16 protein-coding genes, 2 tRNA genes and 1 pseudogene are annotated in these 16859 nt (G+C 37.8%); 9 read left to right on the forward strand and 10 right to left on the reverse strand.

What is annotated here, in order from left to right; translation table 11 throughout:
- Positions 1-560 precede the first annotated feature (560 nt).
- From BW139_RS16440 to BW139_RS16450, 3 genes are read right to left on the reverse strand one after another with little or no spacing between them, the layout of a single operon-like run.
- Positions 561-947, reverse strand: coding sequence for a diacylglycerol kinase (locus BW139_RS16440; protein ID WP_024599461.1), 387 nt, complete (start codon positions 945-947; stop codon positions 561-563).
- Between the two features lie 12 nt (positions 948-959).
- A complete protein-coding gene (locus tag BW139_RS16445) occupies positions 960-2588 on the reverse strand; it encodes a phosphoethanolamine transferase (RefSeq protein ID WP_024599462.1) in 1629 nt (542 codons plus the stop codon).
- Between the two features lie 2 nt (positions 2589-2590).
- Positions 2591-4546: an LTA synthase family protein gene (locus tag BW139_RS16450; protein WP_076920374.1), complete on the reverse strand. Its 1956-nt coding sequence runs from the start codon at positions 4544-4546 to the stop codon at positions 2591-2593.
- A gap of 172 nt (positions 4547-4718) precedes the next feature.
- On the opposite strand from BW139_RS16450, the gene BW139_RS16455 reads away from it, so the two are divergent.
- The 5 genes and pseudogenes from BW139_RS16455 to BW139_RS16470 all read left to right on the forward strand — a co-directional run bounded on the left by BW139_RS16455 (position 4719) and on the right by BW139_RS16470 (position 7871).
- Positions 4719-5393 carry a response regulator transcription factor gene (locus BW139_RS16455; RefSeq protein ID WP_058429029.1) on the forward strand — a complete coding sequence of 225 codons (675 nt, stop codon included), beginning with the start codon at positions 4719-4721 and terminating at the stop codon, positions 5391-5393.
- Positions 5393-6799 (forward strand): cell wall metabolism sensor histidine kinase WalK, encoded by a 1407-nt coding sequence (locus tag BW139_RS16460; RefSeq protein WP_076920375.1) that lies wholly within the window; start codon positions 5393-5395, stop codon positions 6797-6799. The genes BW139_RS16455 and BW139_RS16460 overlap by 1 nt, the downstream gene beginning before the upstream one ends.
- Positions 6800-7120: 321 nt before the next feature.
- Positions 7121-7351, forward strand: a pseudogene (locus BW139_RS16465) (hypothetical protein); the annotation flags it as partial.
- A 4-nt stretch (positions 7352-7355) separates the two neighbouring features.
- Positions 7356-7517 (forward strand): hypothetical protein, encoded by a 162-nt coding sequence (locus BW139_RS18410; protein WP_208619481.1) that lies wholly within the window; start codon positions 7356-7358, stop codon positions 7515-7517.
- Positions 7518-7667: 150 nt separating this feature from the next.
- Positions 7668-7871: a hypothetical protein gene (locus BW139_RS16470; protein ID WP_125825535.1), complete on the forward strand. Its 204-nt coding sequence runs from the start codon at positions 7668-7670 to the stop codon at positions 7869-7871.
- Between the two features lie 415 nt (positions 7872-8286).
- Here BW139_RS16470 and BW139_RS16475 read toward each other — a convergent pair.
- From BW139_RS16475 to BW139_RS16490, 4 genes are all read right to left on the reverse strand, one after another.
- Positions 8287-8363, reverse strand: a tRNA-Val gene (locus BW139_RS16475).
- 26 nt (positions 8364-8389) lie between these two features.
- Positions 8390-8466, reverse strand: a tRNA-Val gene (locus BW139_RS16480).
- A 236-nt stretch (positions 8467-8702) separates the two neighbouring features.
- Positions 8703-9752 carry a DUF3080 family protein gene (locus BW139_RS16485; protein WP_076920376.1) on the reverse strand — a complete coding sequence of 350 codons (1050 nt, stop codon included), beginning with the start codon at positions 9750-9752 and terminating at the stop codon, positions 8703-8705.
- Positions 9730-11085, reverse strand: coding sequence for an MATE family efflux transporter (locus BW139_RS16490; RefSeq protein WP_076920377.1), 1356 nt, complete (start codon positions 11083-11085; stop codon positions 9730-9732). Before BW139_RS16490 ends, BW139_RS16485 begins: the two co-directional genes overlap by 23 nt.
- Before the next feature lie 190 nt (positions 11086-11275).
- On the opposite strand from BW139_RS16490, the gene BW139_RS16495 reads away from it, so the two are divergent.
- Positions 11276-11902: a riboflavin synthase subunit alpha gene (locus BW139_RS16495; RefSeq protein ID WP_076920378.1), complete on the forward strand. Its 627-nt coding sequence runs from the start codon at positions 11276-11278 to the stop codon at positions 11900-11902.
- On the opposite strand, the gene BW139_RS16500 is transcribed toward BW139_RS16495, so the two are convergent.
- A complete protein-coding gene (locus BW139_RS16500; RefSeq protein WP_008464077.1) occupies positions 11899-12102 on the reverse strand; it encodes a CPXCG motif-containing cysteine-rich protein in 204 nt (67 codons plus the stop codon). The genes BW139_RS16495 and BW139_RS16500 overlap by 4 nt on opposite strands.
- Positions 12103-12202: 100 nt before the next feature.
- On the reverse strand, positions 12203-13066 hold the full coding sequence (locus BW139_RS16505) for a fructosamine kinase family protein (protein ID WP_076920379.1): 864 nt from the start codon (positions 13064-13066) through the stop codon (positions 12203-12205).
- A 121-nt stretch (positions 13067-13187) separates the two neighbouring features.
- On the opposite strand from BW139_RS16505, the gene BW139_RS16510 reads away from it, so the two are divergent.
- Positions 13188-13880, forward strand: coding sequence for a DUF445 domain-containing protein (locus BW139_RS16510; protein ID WP_076920380.1), 693 nt, complete (start codon positions 13188-13190; stop codon positions 13878-13880).
- A gap of 102 nt (positions 13881-13982) precedes the next feature.
- On the opposite strand, the gene BW139_RS16515 is transcribed toward BW139_RS16510, so the two are convergent.
- Positions 13983-14345 (reverse strand): DUF3718 domain-containing protein, encoded by a 363-nt coding sequence (locus tag BW139_RS16515; protein ID WP_076920381.1) that lies wholly within the window; start codon positions 14343-14345, stop codon positions 13983-13985.
- Positions 14346-14589: 244 nt separating this feature from the next.
- Between BW139_RS16515 and BW139_RS16520 the strand changes: the two genes are divergently transcribed.
- Both BW139_RS16520 and BW139_RS16525 read left to right on the forward strand, forming a co-directional pair.
- Positions 14590-15375, forward strand: a complete 786-nt coding sequence (locus BW139_RS16520; protein ID WP_075169343.1) for a hypothetical protein — start codon at positions 14590-14592, stop codon at positions 15373-15375.
- Between the two features lie 100 nt (positions 15376-15475).
- Complete coding sequence (locus BW139_RS16525) at positions 15476-16858, forward strand: amidohydrolase (protein WP_076920382.1); 1383 nt, start codon at positions 15476-15478, stop codon at positions 16856-16858.
- Position 16859: the final 1 nt, after the last annotated feature.

A 16859-nucleotide genomic window follows, 5' to 3' on the forward strand; every position in this document is an offset into this window, starting at 1 on the left:
CTTATTATCTTCAATTGGGTATATTTCACCAGCTCAATATGAAACAGACTACTATGATAATTTAAACGAGTCAGGTAAAGTGGCCTGACTTAAACAAACTGGTCTCCGATGAACTCGGGGCGATTCATTTTCTTTCATATCACATTTAGATCCTGAATTAATTCGATTGCTTACAAAACTAGACAATAGCCACTATTATAATTTGTTAGTTTTCATCTCGAAGTTTTCGGACGTTCAGAAAAAAAGCGATATGGAAAATTTGGCAGAATCATACTTTGAGTACAATAAATCTGTAGTTGAGTTAAAAAACTATAAACATACGTGCTTAGTTTCATAACAAGCCATCTAAGTAGTATTTTGCTTCTTTGTTACTTATTTTTAACTAATTTTGGCCTCATTGAGAGGCATTACCAATGTCCGCTCATGGCACAGAGCCGTCCTTCGGCTCTAACTCATTTATGTCCATCGACGATTTATCAATATAACTCACCTTTGCCCCAAAACGAGTTTAGGCGACGGTCGCAAATGAGCGATAAGCGATCATTGAGATTGGATAAATTTTAAAAATAACCAATATAGCTTATAAATACAGAAATCCAGACGAATGAACTTATCAATAGCGCAATTAATACTGCTGCGGAGCCTAAATCTTTAGCGAGACCTGACAATGGATGAATCTCTAAGCCAACTCTGTCTATTGTTGCTTCTATTGCTGTATTAACAACCTCTGCGAATATCACAAATAAAACAGAGATTAGTAGCATGACCTTTTCGTAAATACCTATCTGCCAAATCGAAATAATAATTAGCGATAAAGCGAGTAAAAAAAGCTCTTGTTTAAAAGCAGCTTCATTTTTAGCAAGCCATTTAAATGCACGCTGTGAATTTTTAAAAGCTAAAACTACTCGATTAATACCTGACGGCTTATTTGCACTATCAAATTGCATTGGAAACTCTCTTTATAGACTTAGGGCCTTACAGGCGTTAAAAATATCGTATTCAGGTTGGTATTGACTGCTGCTTACTTGAGTTAAGCCAAGTAAAGTGTCAAAAATATTGTCGTGTGAAAATACTTTTGAGCGTTGTAACTCAATACAATGATTAAATTTAGAGTTAGCGAGTTTATTACTCCAAAAAATCATTGGAATATGGGTTTGCTCGCTTGGTGCTAATGCATATGGAAACCCGTGAAGGTATAAACCTTTCTCACCAAGTGACTCACCGTGATCTGACACATATAGGAGTGACTTCTTTGTTTCGTTACTTGCTTGTAATACTTTTATCAACTGGCTTAACACCTTATCTGTGTATGCGATAGTATTATCATATGTGTTTGTTAGTTCAGTTGTACTACAGTTCTGAATATCGCTTCGAGAGCAATCAGGTTTAAACAAACTTTCGTGTTCAGGATAACGACGATAATAAGTTGGTCCATGTGAACCTATCATATGTAGAACAACCAATTTATGTTTAGCGTTACTAGTCGCTATCTTGTCTGCTAGTTTCGTAACTAATATTTCATCAAAACAGTAATGACCATCACATAACGGATGTTCTTTATTCGGCTCAATGTTGTCTGATTTGATGCGAGCACACACTCCTTTACAGCTGCTGTTATTATCAATCCATGTTACTTCAACACCACTACGCTGAATAATGTCTAGAGCATTTTCTTGACTACTAGCAAGCCGAGAATCATATTCTTTGCGGTTCAGTCGTGAAAACATACAGGGGACTGAAATAGCCGTTGCCGTTCCACACGATGAAACATCACTAAAATACTTTACGCCTAACTTGGGAGTATAAGTATTCGTTGCTCTACTATAGCCTTGTAGTGAAAAGTTAGCCGCCCGAGCTGTTTCCCCGACAACCATTACAGTTAGCGAGGTGCTCGTTTTATTTTTTAAAGTGGGCAAGTTATCGAGTACCTTGAAAGGTAATGGTGGATAAAAGTAATTATCCCTCAGGTATTTATAACTTGCTGTATAGAATGCAAACGGGGTGATATAACTTGTTAGCTGTCGGTTGTTGCGGCCAACAGAAGCGTACTCTTTATAAAAGGGTACAGCGATTAAGGCACAACAGAGCAAAGCTGATAGATTTAGCTTCGTAAAACTTTTTAAACGAACTCTAAAACTCCCAATAATTGTGAACTTGGAAAATAAGTAAGTAGGTACAATCCCCAATAAAAAAATAAATAACACAAGCTGAAAGTTCAAGTATGAAAATGCTTCACCTGAATTTGTTTCAACAATATTTTGTAACATGCTCTTGTCAAAAATAACGCCATAATTAAGTGTTGAATAAAACAACAATGAGCAAACTAAAACACTAAATAGAAGTATAGCTTTAACAAAAGTAATTAAGGACAACCAACTTAAAACTAAAACAGTCAATGAGAAAAGCAATAAAGGGACCGACGCGATAAAAAGCCAATTTATATGCCCTGACTGTGTTGCAGCCATAAAAGTATTGTATAAAAACAAGCCATTAAATGCGATAACGATATACATTGAAACTAAGCAAACAAATTGGCTGTAACTTACTTGCCAAGACGAAATACAAAATCTTTTAAAAGCAATTTTCATAGTTATTCCTTATCACTACTTTTATCAGCTAAACGATAAAGCTGCTCGGTGTAAGCTAAGTTGCTAAATAACACATGAGCTAGTGCTTTTTCAGCCAACGTTTGATCAACGTTTAGCTGTTCATTTTTTTCTTGTATTTTGGTTTGTTTGTTATAGCGCCAATAGCTGGTTTGTTGATTTGGCATTAGGATGACAGCGCGATCATTTTCTAGGTATGCAAAATTGTCGTAGTACTGCATCATTGCGCGTTCAACTGGATAAATTTTAGTCAGATCAAAGCCCAGCATAGGGGTTGCTTGGTCAATTCCTAAAAGTGACATCAAAGTAACAGGTAGATCAATTTGACTAACGAGTCTTGGATCGCGTTTACTTTTCATATCGCTGTTTAAAATAACAGCTGGTATATGAAAAGACTTCAAAGGGACAGGTTCAGAGCCAAAAACACGCACATCATGGTCTGCTACAACCAAAAATACGGTGTTTTCCCAGTACGACCGTGTTTTTGCTTTATTTATAAATTTACCTAGTGCGTAATCGGCATACTTAATTGCAAGATCACGCTTATAGTTTTCAGGGTTATGTCCTTTGGGTAGCGATACTTTGCCTTGTGGTATATCAAACGGATCGTGATTACTAGAAGTAAATACAAGACTAAAAAATGGCTCTGTCGAATTACTTAATTTAGTCAGTTCTTTATCTGCTTGATTGAATAAGTCCTCATCACTTACCCCCCAAGAGGAGATAAATTGGGGATTATCAATATGGTTGATGTCAACAATATCGTTAAACCCGTTTCCTAGAAAAAAGCTTTTCATATTGTCAAAATGGCTTTCACCGCCGTAGATAAACTGTGTTTTGTAACCTTCTTGACTGAATACATCCGCTAGTGAAAAAAAGTTATGCTGCGATTTAGATAGTTTAACTACTGAGCGAGATGGTGATGGTGTAAAACCTGTAGTAATTGCTTCAATACCTCTTACGGAGCGCGTGCCCGTAGCATAAAGGTTGTCAAACCCCCACCCTTGTTGATATAGCTTATCAAGTTCGGGCGTAATATCTAACCCACCAAGTTCTCCAACAAATCGGGCACCTAAACTTTCCTCAAGTATTATAACTAAGTTTTTTTTAACACCAGACACAAAAGGCTTGTTGTGCGCCAAGGTTGGAATATTTCCAACGACAAACTGTTTTCGATAAGAAGCCTTTTTGACCGTATCTATAATTTGTTGACGAAGCATTGTGCCATACAAATTACTGGCACTTTTTTCGTTACCCATGTTTTTCAGCGCAAACGCAACACTGTAAGTGGAGTTAAGAACAAGTGAGTTTACTAGTGAATCTTGAGAAAAATAGACTAATGCAGGGTTAAGCGGTCGGTGATTTAATGTACCTCTAGCAGCAAATAAGCAGATTATTAAAGCAGCCATTAGAATGGGTAAATTGGATGCTTTTTTCAGTGACGGTGGTTGTGTGAATGCTCTGCATAAAAGGCGATAGCTATAAACGCTTGTTAACGAGGCCAAAAGCAATGTACTTAACATTGCAAAAAGATGGCCATGCACTAACATTGAGAAGACTTCTTGTGGGTAATCAAGGTATTCAATATATAATCGGTTAGGCCTTACATCATATTGATTGATGAATGCAGGTGTTGATGCTTCAACAATAACAACTACAGTTACAACGCAGCTACCGTAAAGTGTAAAAATACGCTGGAAAAGCTCTGTTTTAGGGCGTGCAACTACATGTAGTATCAGTATAAAAACCCCAATAGTTGCTAAGTATCCAATGCTACTTAAGTCTATTCTGATTGCTCCTGATATGATCGGCCAAATATCACCATCATTTAATCTTGAATGTTGCCAAAACAATAAAGCAATGCGGGAAGTTATAAAGATTGATATCAATATAATAGTAAAACGCAACAAGGGTTTTAAAACGGAAGTATTTGCTGTCATAGTTGTGCTCGATCTTAATAATTGCAGCAATACTAAAAACCGAAACTTAAGAAATCCTGAGTCTAAACTTAATATTGGCTAAACTATGGAAACTTAAGCAAGTCTTAAGTAAAACTTAAGCTATATGGCGTAACCTAATGATGAAGATGCATTTCAGGTGAATGAGTAACACATGAAGTTATTAATAATTGAAGATTCAGCGTCACTAAGGCGTAGTTTACGAATTGGCTTAGCAAATCTAGGCTTTGCGGTTGATGACACCGGTGATGGTGCACAAGGGCTGAGTATGGCGATGACAGGTGAGTATGAGCTTATAATACTTGATATTATGTTACCGAGTATCGATGGTATTACTTTATTGCAAACCATAAGAACCAAACAGCTTGATTCTAAAGTCTTAATTTTGTCAGCTAAGCAAGAACCTGAAGACCGTGTTTTAGGGCTTTTAACAGGAGCGGATGATTATCTGACTAAACCCTTTTCATTTGATGAGCTCCACGCTCGACTGCTAAATTTAATGCGCCGTGGAGGATTGAAGATGATGAGTGATATCATAACTATTGATAATTTAGCACTGAATTTACAGTTAAAACTGCTAAAAGTTGCTGACAATGTTATCGACTTAACACCCAACGAGTACAAAATTGTCGAATGTTTATTTAGCAATCAAAATAAAGTGTTTAGTGCAGAAAAGCTAAGTACCTACCTTGCAGGGCAATATGATTTGATATCAAAGAACTCGATTGAAGCCCATTTATCATCTGCTCGCAAAAAAGTAAGAGTTGCAGGAGGGGAGCTGCCAATTCAGACCAAACGTGGTTTTGGTTATATTGTACAAGGACAATAATGAAATCTATTCGCAGTAAATTAGTTGTTACACTTTCGGTAACTATAACTAGCTTTGTTTTATGCATTTTGTTGGCAACCGACATTGCTGTTGATAGTTGGATAGATAATGAGTTTGATCGCAGCCTGCAATCCAAAGCAGGTATGTTAATGACCTTAGTACATAAAACTAATGAAGGTTTTTCGTTTAACTTTTCTAGTGAGTTTTTGCCCGAGTTCGAAGGGGAAATAGAGCCTGAGTACTTTCAATTATGGAGCAAAGAAAGTGTTTTTACCCGCTCAAAAAGTTTAGATTTATTTGAAGTTAAAAACCTACCATATGAAAGCTTAGAAATTGGCGAGTCAAAAATACTCCCTATACAATTATCTGATGGCCGAGATGGTCGGGTGTTTTATAGTCGTTTTATACCACAAGAAAAAGACAATATATCAGTAGACACATATAAAAAAACAAATGATGAGCCACTGACTTTAGCTTATGCAGCGTCTTCTGAGGAAGTTGATTTTGTACTTTGGTTGATTGACGTTATTTTTATAGTCACCATAATTACAGTTATTGTATTTATTCGATTATTTGTCAGGAAGGCGATAGATACATCACTTGCGCCATTAATTAAACTCAACCAAGATATCAGTCAGTTAAGTATTACCAGTGAAGGCTCACAGATATTTATACAAGAGCCAGTTAAAGAGCTCTTGCCTATTGTTGAAAGCTTAAATGCTTTTATTAAAGAGAATAGACAACTTTACCTAAGGGAAAAGCGACTTACATCCGATATTGCCCATGAAATAAAAACGCCCATTGCCGAACTTATAAATATGGCAGAAGTTGCTATCAGGTTTCCAAATGAGATTGAGCTCAATGAGGATTTTAAGCCTGAAGCGTTGAAAATAAGTTTACGGCTTAAAAATATCGTGTCGAACTTATTGCTATTACATAAATACAGTAATGGTAAGCTAATCAAACAAGATGCTTGTGATTTAAATCAAGTCATTACCAGAGTCTTAGAAAACACTGATTTATCGCGTGTAAATTTGGAGTTGAATGAGAATGCACCAGCAATTATAAGCAACTTGTTTGCCCTCGAATCAATTATTAGCAATTTAGTTAACAACGCTAAACAATACAGCCCACTAAATTCAAAAATTTTAGTTTCGACAATGATTTCAAAAGAAAAATTTTTATTTTTGTCAGTTACTAACTCCCTTATTGAACCTTTGAGTGATAATGATATAGACCAATTATTTGACCCTTTATGGCAAAAAGACACTTCAAGAACATCGAATGATAACTTTGGATTGGGGTTATCAATCGCTAAAACGCTTAGTAAAGCAATTGATGCGCAATTAAGTGCAGAAGTTAGTGACAGAAAAATCACATTCTCTTTAGCCTTAAACACTGATTAGTTTATTTAGCCCTACATAGAAATAAAGGCTGGGGAATGCAATTATGTGATGAGGCTCCTAAATACTTAATTGTACTGGTAGCTATCAAACAATCAACTCCGTTTCTGCGGCTTAGCAGGATGTTGTTATCACTATACATTTTACAGATCCGCCCTCCGGCTCTAACTCGTTTTTGTCCAAAAACGAGTTTACCCGACCGACCGCTTATCGCTCAAAGCCGACCTATAGAATAATTGCTTTAACACGTTTTGGGGCAAAAGCTTGTTAGAACAAAAGGCAGACTGCGACAAATAGCATCGAAAAGTTTCGAACTTTATTGTCATGGTTTTAGTATTTATTGTCGAGTTTCATACTTTAATGTCCTCCGACAAATACAGCTGTAAACTCAGTCATCGTCAGATAGCAACAAGCTTATCTGTTTCACCCTCAATCGTGTCTAAATATGCCTGTAAATCAGCAGAGTTAGATATTACTTACTGGCCGCTTGATGAGAAGTGGGATGATCACGCTCTGCAACAAGCGTTCTTCAAAACAAAGCCTCGATTAAAAGGCACAAATGGAAGCTATTTATGATTACATATGCAGCCCTCAATTTGTTCATCGTTTAAAAGCTGTTGTAGATCATCAAGAACAAATGAAAGTTGAACTTGATAAAGAAAGAAACGCAATGCTGCGTAAAAGTGATCACTTACAAGTGATTTTTGTGAGCAAAGCTTAATGAGAATAAGCGGCCAAAGTTAATGCTATTGGGTGATAAAACCTGGAGAGAATATGCAGTATTGACTCACTAATTACCAAACTCGCTGCTACCGGCTACCTCATTTAAAATCAAACTTTAGATGCGTTGATTAGGTGAGTTATGAATAAAATGATGAGTCTTTCATCTCGAAGAGAGATGCTGCTGAGTATAGGAGCAACTTACAACAATGCTCGTAAGTTAGACAAAACTAAAATTTGGGATGGATTTGTAGCAGCAGCAAGTTACGACCGTAAGCACGCTATTCAACGGCTGATCGGTTATGTAATGCTCATTCCTACCGTGACCACTGAAGCGAAGTGTAGCCTAGGGTAGTTGTATATCTGTGCCTTGTGTGGGCACCGGAGCCTAAACAAGGCACAGAAGCAGTTTATGGAATAGGGGTCATAGGATATTTCATGAAATGACACGGAAAATATTAGGGTAGTGGTCACCTGATTTGAAATTTTTGGTTTGGAATTTGTGATTTGAGGTTTGTGAATTTGCAAGGGTAGGGGTCTAATTTTGAGGAAGATTAAAGAGCTAAAAAAGTGGTTTGGGCGCTTGGGCACAAGTTTGGGCACAAATCGATAAAAACTGGAATTTTTAGGATGATCTTTTGAGGCTTGGCTCTCGTTATTTTAAAATTTTGAATACAAAATAATAAAAAACTAAGAATTTAATTTTTAGTTGAATAATTAAACGAATAGATTGAATAGGGTTTTTAACTGTTTGAAATATAGAGTTTAATTGGTACGACCGAGTGGATTCGAACCACCGACCTCTACCATGTCAAGGTAGCGCTCTAACCAGCTGAGCTACGGTCGTACAATTTTTTTAGGATTCTTAAATGTTGGTACGACTGAGTGGATTCGAACCACCGACCCCTACCATGTCAAGGTAGTGCTCTAACCAACTGAGCTACAGTCGTACTATAAGTTTACATACTATTTAATTCATCCATGAAGCTTCATCCTGTCGGCGTCCTGCCTCCACCTCGTTCGGCTGCGAAGCTTCGCTTCGGTCCAATCTCGCCCAACTGAGCTACAGTCGTACTGCATGTATTTAAGAATTGTTAATTGCTTAACAACGGTCGCTAATATATAGCGTGATGGGGAGTGAATCAAGCATGTTTATGCTATTTGAGTTTATTTGCCGTTTTTTTATTCATATTGGACTGATTTCACACGTTTTATAAAATTTTTGCCACCATATAACATGCTCTTTTGCTGACGATTTTAGCTGAGCGAGTAAGTTTTTAGCGTTTGGGTCAAGAAGAGCATTTATCTCTTCACTGCTTACTGCTTGATTAAACCACAGCTGCACATACAGCGGCTGCAATGTTTCTAAATAGCCACTCAGCTGCGCCTGATAAGGTTGAATTTGTTTTAAATAATATTTATTAAATATATTACTGACAATTTTAGCCTGCTGCTTGTTTTTACCCTTTGGGCATATATCTTCAAGCGTTAAAGTATTTACAAATTGGGTTGCGGTATGATTTAAGCTAATTTGCTCGCGCGCGGCTTGAATAAGTTGTTGGTCAAATTTGTATCTGTTGAGTGGCTCAAGCGCTAACAAAATATCACTGCTGTTAATTGCAATACTATTTTGAGTTTCTATTTGCTGTTTTATAGTGGTGAGTTTTTTTAGTGCCTCAACCGTGTCGCTAAATCCTGCTGGTTGGGTGCTGAGCTCTTGACCAGTTAGTTGCCAAGTTCGATTGAGCTCTGGCTCATTATATAAAGTGTTGTTGAAAAACTGAGTGAGTTGGGCTTGTTTTTGAGTTTTTGCCGCTGCAATTTTGTTGTAAATCTTGCTTTGTTTATCCAAGGTATTTAAACAGTTTTGCGCACTTTGAATAAAATCTATTTGGTACTTCAATTGGCTGGCAGCGGTGGCTGTTTTACCTAATTGATTATTATGCTCGCTTATTAGAACGTTCAGTTTACATTGGCTAATACCAGCAAGTTCAGTTATGCCAATTTTAATAGCAGGTTGAAAGGTGCTTGTAGGCGCAACTAAAGAGAGTTGTTGCAGTGAGTTTGTGTTCGGCTCGGGAACTTGCAAAGTATTACTTAAGCGAGACAAATAAGTTTTATTTGCCTCACTAGGCTGCTCTGTGCAGCCAATAAGAAATGCACAACACACTGCCAGTAACCAACTAAGTGGCAGTGTGTTATTTTTAGATTGTTTAAGAGAGAATAAATGGTTCACGTTTAAATCGCCTATGCACTGTCAGCATTAGCAGTACAGCTGCTACTGATAAGCCAACGATGATACCTATCCAGAATCCATGCGGGCCCATTGCTGGCACTATTAAGTCTGTTCTTGCTAATACGTAGCCTAAACTAAAGCCGATTAACCAGTAAGAGATAAAAGTAATATAAGAAATTGGCGCGGTGTGCTTTAAGCCTCTCAATATACCATTTGCAGCTACTTGTAATGCATCAGGAAGTTGGTAAATACAGGCTAAAATCATAATAGATGAAGCAAGTGCGAGTACCGCAGGGCTATCGCTATAAAGTTGGCTGATCACATCGCGACCTATAAAAGTAATAAAAGCAACAAACAAAGCAACCATCGCTGCCATAATATAACTTGTCGATACCGCTACTTTTAATTGATCTAAATGATTTTGCCCAAATAAATTACCAATTCGTATGCTAATTGCAATTGAGAGGCTCAGAGGCATCATAAATAATAGTGCAGTAACACTGGCTGCAATTTGATGGCCAGACACGGCTACAGCACCTAAGTGCGCAATAAATAAAGGTATACAGGCAAACAAGGTCACTTCAAAAAATGTCGCCAGTGATATAGGAATACCGAGTTTGGTAATAATACCTATGGTTTTAAAGTTAGGTTTTTCAAAGCCAGCTAATAAGCCTTTAGCATCTATTTTTTTACTGAGTTGGCAATAAGTCACCTGAGCAATCGCCATAACAGTAAATACGAGTGCGGTAGCAATACCACAACCGGCTCCGCCAAATGCTGGTAGGCCAAATAAGCCATTGATAAAAATATAATTGAGTGGAATATTTACCGCAAGCCCCAATAGGCTGATATAAAATGCGGGCTTGGTCATCCCCATGCCTTCGGTCATATTTCTGTAAACGGTAAAAATTAAAAAGCCAAACACACCCCATTTAACAAAATGAATGTAGTCAAAAGCAAGTCCAGCAATCGCAGGGCTGGTATCTAGCTGTAAAATAACGGTATTGGCAAGCTGGGCTGCACTAAAACCAGCAATACTTAACAGGAGGGTTAAATAAAGGGCTTGCTGAAAATAATGGCTGATGCCGTTACGATCTTTAGCACCCGCAAATTGGGCAATAACGCCTGTTAATGCTAATAGAATACCTTGTATTGCTAATAAAATGGGGTTCCATATTCCTGTAGCAATTGACAGTGCTGCTAAATCGGTAGGGCTCACTTGTCCGGCCATTATGGTATCAACCACCGACATTAATACTAAAGTTACTTGTGCTAAAAAAACGGGAACCGCGAGGGAAAGTAAACGTTTGGCTTCCCAACTACAAAAAGTCATAAAAAACAGCTATTCAGAAAAACATAGTCGCATTGTAATCTATTGTGATCTGCCAAGCTATGCTGGTGGTCGGTGTTTGTATTTAATTCATCTTGGCGGTGAAAATAACCATCAATAAGTACTATTAAGTGAATGATTTTGCCTTTTGATACGTTAAACTAGCACTTTGTTAGAAATAGAAGCGATTTTTATGTTTACCGGTATTATTCAAACTCAAGCAACGGTAGTTTCTAAAACCCATGCACAGGGCGTGTTACGCTTGGTAGTTTCTGTCAATGAGCAATACGTGAAGCATTTAGACTTAGGTGCCAGCATTGCTATAAACGGCTGCTGTTTGACGGTGGTAAAAGTAGAGCTAAGTAATCACGATGTGGTTGCTCAAGTGCATTTTGATGTTATTGATGAAACCCTGCAGCTTACTAATCTTGGGCAACTGGAATTGGGTAGTTTAGTTAATTATGAGCGTTCAGTATCGTTTGGAACTGAGTTAGGTGGGCATATAGTATCTGGACATATCCACTGTACTGCCAAAATTGCGCAAATAGTTAAGTTAGAAAACAACTACAAAATACAGCTTAGCCTGCCACAAAAATGGCAAAAATATGTATTATACAAAGGCTTTGTATCTGTTAATGGTGCCAGTTTAACGGTGGGAAATATTGATGAGAAAGGCTTTTGGCTGCATTTAATACCAGAAACACTCGATATTACTAATTTAGGTGAAGCCGTTGTGGGTGATGAGTTCAATATTGAAGTCGACCAGCAAACCTATACAATTATAAACACCGTTGAAAACTACATGCGCCAACATAGCTAAAATATTTGTTCGTCATCGCTGTCCACATGTAACTCTAACTTATTACGTGCATAGTCTATATGCATGTTCAAATGAATAAGGTTACAACAGGCACTACATTCTTCATAGTAGTCTTGGTCGCCCATACTAGCATCAAGATCTAAATGAATATGGTGTCCACAATGTGGGCATGCAATACGTTGTGATAAAAAGTCTTTCATAATAACACCTCATAAAAACTAAGTTATTTTACGTGGGTAGCACACAACGGGCTTACTCTGATTATAGTGCTTATATTTTGTTTACTGCATTTATTTAAGTTTAGTAGTTTAGTAGTTTATCAACGTGCTCTTTGGCCTGATTTAGATAATGCCCAGCATAAATGTTGGCGTTGTTTAAAATAGGGTAAAGCTGGTAAACAGGCTTACGTTGCTCATAACCCTGAGCTAAAGGGTAGTGTTGATTGTAGGCACTATAAAACTCCTCAGGTAGGGGGGCATAGAGTTCACTCATAGCAATATCTACCTCCCTATCACCGTAATAGCAGGCTGGGTCAAATAATGTCGGAATGTTATTCACAAAGCCCAGGTTACCGCGCCAAAAATCGCCATGTAATAATGAGGGTAAAACATGATGACTATGCAGTTGCTCCTTTACCTGATTTATTAGTTGCTCTGAGTCTGCCAACACAATGTTTTTTTCAGCTAAAAGTTGTAATTGCCAACCAATACGTTCTTCTGCAAAAAAAACATCCCATTTTTTATGCCACTGATTAGGTTGAAGTGTTGAGCTTAAATAATTGTCGGTATCAAAACCAAACATCGCTTGCTGGTGTTTTTGATGTAACATGGCAAGGTGTTCACCCATCGTTGACCAATGGGTGTGGGGAAGGTCATCAAGTGTAAGCCACTCTAATACAATAAAGGCGTATTCTATATTGGCCCCAGTAGTAATACAGTCGGGCACCATAAAAACACTGTTTTGAGTAAGCTGTTTTAAACCTTGAGCTTGAGCCTCAAAGCGCTCTAGCTCATTTTTTTGCGCAATTTTAACTAAATAATTGTGCTTGCCATCGCTTAAGTGAAACAACTTATCGGTTGATGTGTTTTGCAACTGACGTTTATGGGTGTGTTTAAAATCGTAATGGATAGCTTGGCTGATCTGTTGATTGATTGTTTTCCACATAACAATAGTCACCTTTTAAACCTATAAATAAACTATGGCAAAAAGGGATTAAATAAACAAATTAATCGGTGTAAAATTAAGACTATCAATTTCTGATACAAATCACTGAAATGGAATAAAAATGAATAAAAGTTTTATCACTAACCTATTAGCAGCATGTTGCGTTGTTTTTGGTTTTGTATTTGATCAAGCCATTGTACTTTCGGTGGGCTTATTTGCACTCTCTGGTGCGGTTACAAATTTACTCGCTATTCATATGCTGTTCGAAAAAGTGCCGTTTTTATATGGATCAGGTGTAATTGCGCTTAAGTTTGAAAGCTTTAAAGTAGCAATAAGAAATTTAATACTTACTGAGTTCTTCTCTGAGAATAAAATCGATAAGCTTCTAAGTAAGGCTCAACCAACGATAGATTTTGAATCAGTCATTTATAAAGTGGATTTAAACCCTGCATTCGATAACTTGTTAGTGGTTATTGAACAATCACAATTTGGTAGCATGCTTGCAATGTTTGGTGGCACTGAAGCCGTTGAGCCAATGCGAGAAAAGTTTATTGAAAAAATGCAATCATCACTGGTGCAAATAAGCGACACCGACGATTTTAAAATACTATTAAGCGACATGTTAACCCAAGGCAATAACGCGGAAAGTTTGCATAACACGGTGCTTAAGTTAGTGGATGAACGCCTAGATGAACTCACCCCTAAAATGGTAAAAGAAATAATTCAAACCATGATCCGCGAGCACTTAGGCTGGCTCGTTGTGTGGGGTGGGGTATTTGGTGGCTTATTTGGTTTGTTGGCAGCGCTTATTTAATAATAAATACACGTTAAGCAGGTATGTAGATCCTGCTTAACGTGTTTGACTCGAGTAAATTAAACGCATTTAAAACTCACGATTTTTTAATTAGAACTCAGGTTATTTAGACCCCGCCATAATAACCACAAGCGGTTTGTTTACTTTCGCTAAATCTCTTATTGATGTACTGGTAGACGTTTCCATATTTAAAAATCGTGCTGATTTGTTTAAATCATAGAGCGCTACAAAATCACCCACTGATAAATCATTACAGAGTAATTTTTTACTAATTACATGTTTACTAATACGCAGATCTTTTATGGTTCTGTGAAGTGTCAGTCTTTTGTTAGATGCAACTGCCATACAAGCTTGTGTACCAGGTGATGAGTCAGCGGCAATAAATGTGGTTGCCATTACAGGTGCTGTTAATGTTGCTGCGCCTAATAATACAGTTGAATATAGTGTTGCTTTAAGAGAAATCATTGTGTTTGCCTCTTTGTTTATGTGCAACTTAAGTATTGCTTAATGTAGCCAAAATGTTGTTAACTGAATGGGGCAAGCTGTAAGAAAATGTGTATGTAAATTGTGCTATTTTGTAGGTGTATGAAAAGTTGCTCATAAATAATTTATTTTTGACACAGTTTAGCGTTTTCCTACTGAAATATTTTTTCAGACTGTTATTATCGCGCCCTAAATTTGTGGCATTTTATCTTTTTGGAGCGCAATTGTGAATAAAACGTTAGCCAGTTACTACCAGCAAGCCTATGCGTGTGAGCAACAGCATTTTAACCAATGTTTTTATTGCGGCTGTGAGGCAACAGAGCGCGATCATTGCCCGCCATTGCATATGCTACAAAGTATTATTGATCTAGGTGAAGAAGCTGACTTTGTTGCCATTGCAGCCTGTTACGAATGCCATGCATTACTTCACAATGAGCGATTAATGACCATTGATGAGCGATTTAGCAAACTTAAAAAGAAATTATCTAATAAGTATGCAAAGCCTTTGCGTGTTTACAACATGTGGGAAGAAAACGAACTCGCTGACATGAGTGATGAATTTGCTCATAGTATTCAAGCCGGTATGAAACTCGGTAAAGAAGCTGCAGAGCGACTCGCTTTTACGGGGTTTAGTTACGCCACTGAGGAAGCACGTGTCACAGTGCGTGAAAAAACCAAAGAGTTTGATGTAGAAGGCACTGTATTTACCGACTTTAAAGAAGCGCTTAACTATTGCATTAATGTTTTAAAGGTGCAAAAAAGTGATTTTTATAAAATTTTGGTGGAAGACTATCAAGGTGATTTTAATAAGGCATTGAGCCAATACAGACATCGTCATGATAAAGTCACAGCCGCAAAAGATGGTAATACATTGATTAAAGATTTTTCAAAATTACATAAGCAAAACTCAGATTTTGTAACCCGAACGGTTAAACACTTTATCAGTAAAGATCCATCGCTCACCACCGAAGGAGCTCTGGATAAGCTTTATAACAATTATATAAAAAAATAATTACAGAAACTCACCTTAAATAACCGCCTTTTCACCTGTTTTTTTAGCTTTATGCGTTTGCTTTCGCTAAAGTAGTAAAAAAACAGGAGAACCTAAAAACATGCAAAAATTTGCTCCCTCATTGTTAGCTGTTGGTTTAGCAGCAGCACTTGTTGGTTGCCAAGAAAGCGGCCCACAAGATGACAAAGTAACCATTAATAAAAACCCATACCCAAGTACTTATCAGCCAGTCGCGACATCAAGCACCTTGATCACGAATGCAACTGTATTAACAGGTACAGGTGAGCGTTTAGATGAAGCGGACGTACTGATTGTTGACGGTAAAGTGCAGCAAGTTGGTAAAGATTTAACCGCTAATGCAGACACCACTATTGACGCGCAAGGTAAATGGGTAACACCAGGCATTATTGACGTTCATTCACATTTAGGTGCTTATCCAAATCCATCGGTTGAGTCTCATCAAGATGGTAACGAGATGACCAGCCCTAATACGGCAGAAGTATGGGTTGAGCATTCAATTTGGCCACAAGATCCAGGTTTTAATCGTGCACGTGAAGGCGGTATTACGTCATTACAAATATTACCTGGTTCAGCTAATTTATTTGGTGGACGTGGCGTAACGCTTAAAAATGTACCGGCTCACACCATGCAAGGGATGAAATTTCCTGATGCGCCATACGGTTTAAAAATGGCCTGTGGTGAAAATCCTAAACGTGTTTACGGTCGAAAAGGTGTATTGCCGATGACACGTATGGGTAATATGGCAGGTTATCGCACAGCATGGATTGGCGCGCAAGAATATAAGCGTGAGTGGGATAAATACGATGCTGATTACGCTGCGGGTAAAAACCCAGAAGCTCCACATCGCGATATTAAATACGATACATTACGCGGTGTTTTAGAAGGTGACGTTCGTATTCATAATCACTGCTACAAAGCAGAAGAAATGGCGATGATGATCGACCTTTCTAAAGAGTTTAATTACCATGCCGGCACATTCCACCACGGAATTGAAGCCTATAAAATTGCTGATTTACTGGCTGAAAACGGCTCGTGTGCTGCACTTTGGCCAGACTGGTGGGGCTTTAAAATGGAAGCCTACGATATGGTGCAAGAGAACGTAGCTATTGTTGATGCCGTTAAAAACTCATGTGCCGTTGTGCACTCAGATTCTGACACCACGATTCAACGTTTAAACCAAGAAGCGGCTAAAGTAATGTACAGTGCAAACCAAAATGGGTTTGATATTTCTGAGCAGCATGCAATTAAGTGGATCACAGCTAACGCCGCTAAATCGTTAGGCATTGAAGATAAAACAGGCTCACTTGAAGCAGGCAAACAAGGTGATGTTGTTATTTGGAATCAAAGCCCATTTAGTGTTTATGCAAAAGCAGAGCAAGTGTTTGTTGATGGTGCAAAAGTTTACGATAGAAACGATAGCGCATTCCAAGCACAAAGTGATTTTATGTTAGGTCAACAATAAG

The sequence above is a fragment of the Pseudoalteromonas sp. SK18 genome, assembly GCF_001974855.1.
GTDB lineage: Bacteria > Pseudomonadota > Gammaproteobacteria > Enterobacterales > Alteromonadaceae > Pseudoalteromonas.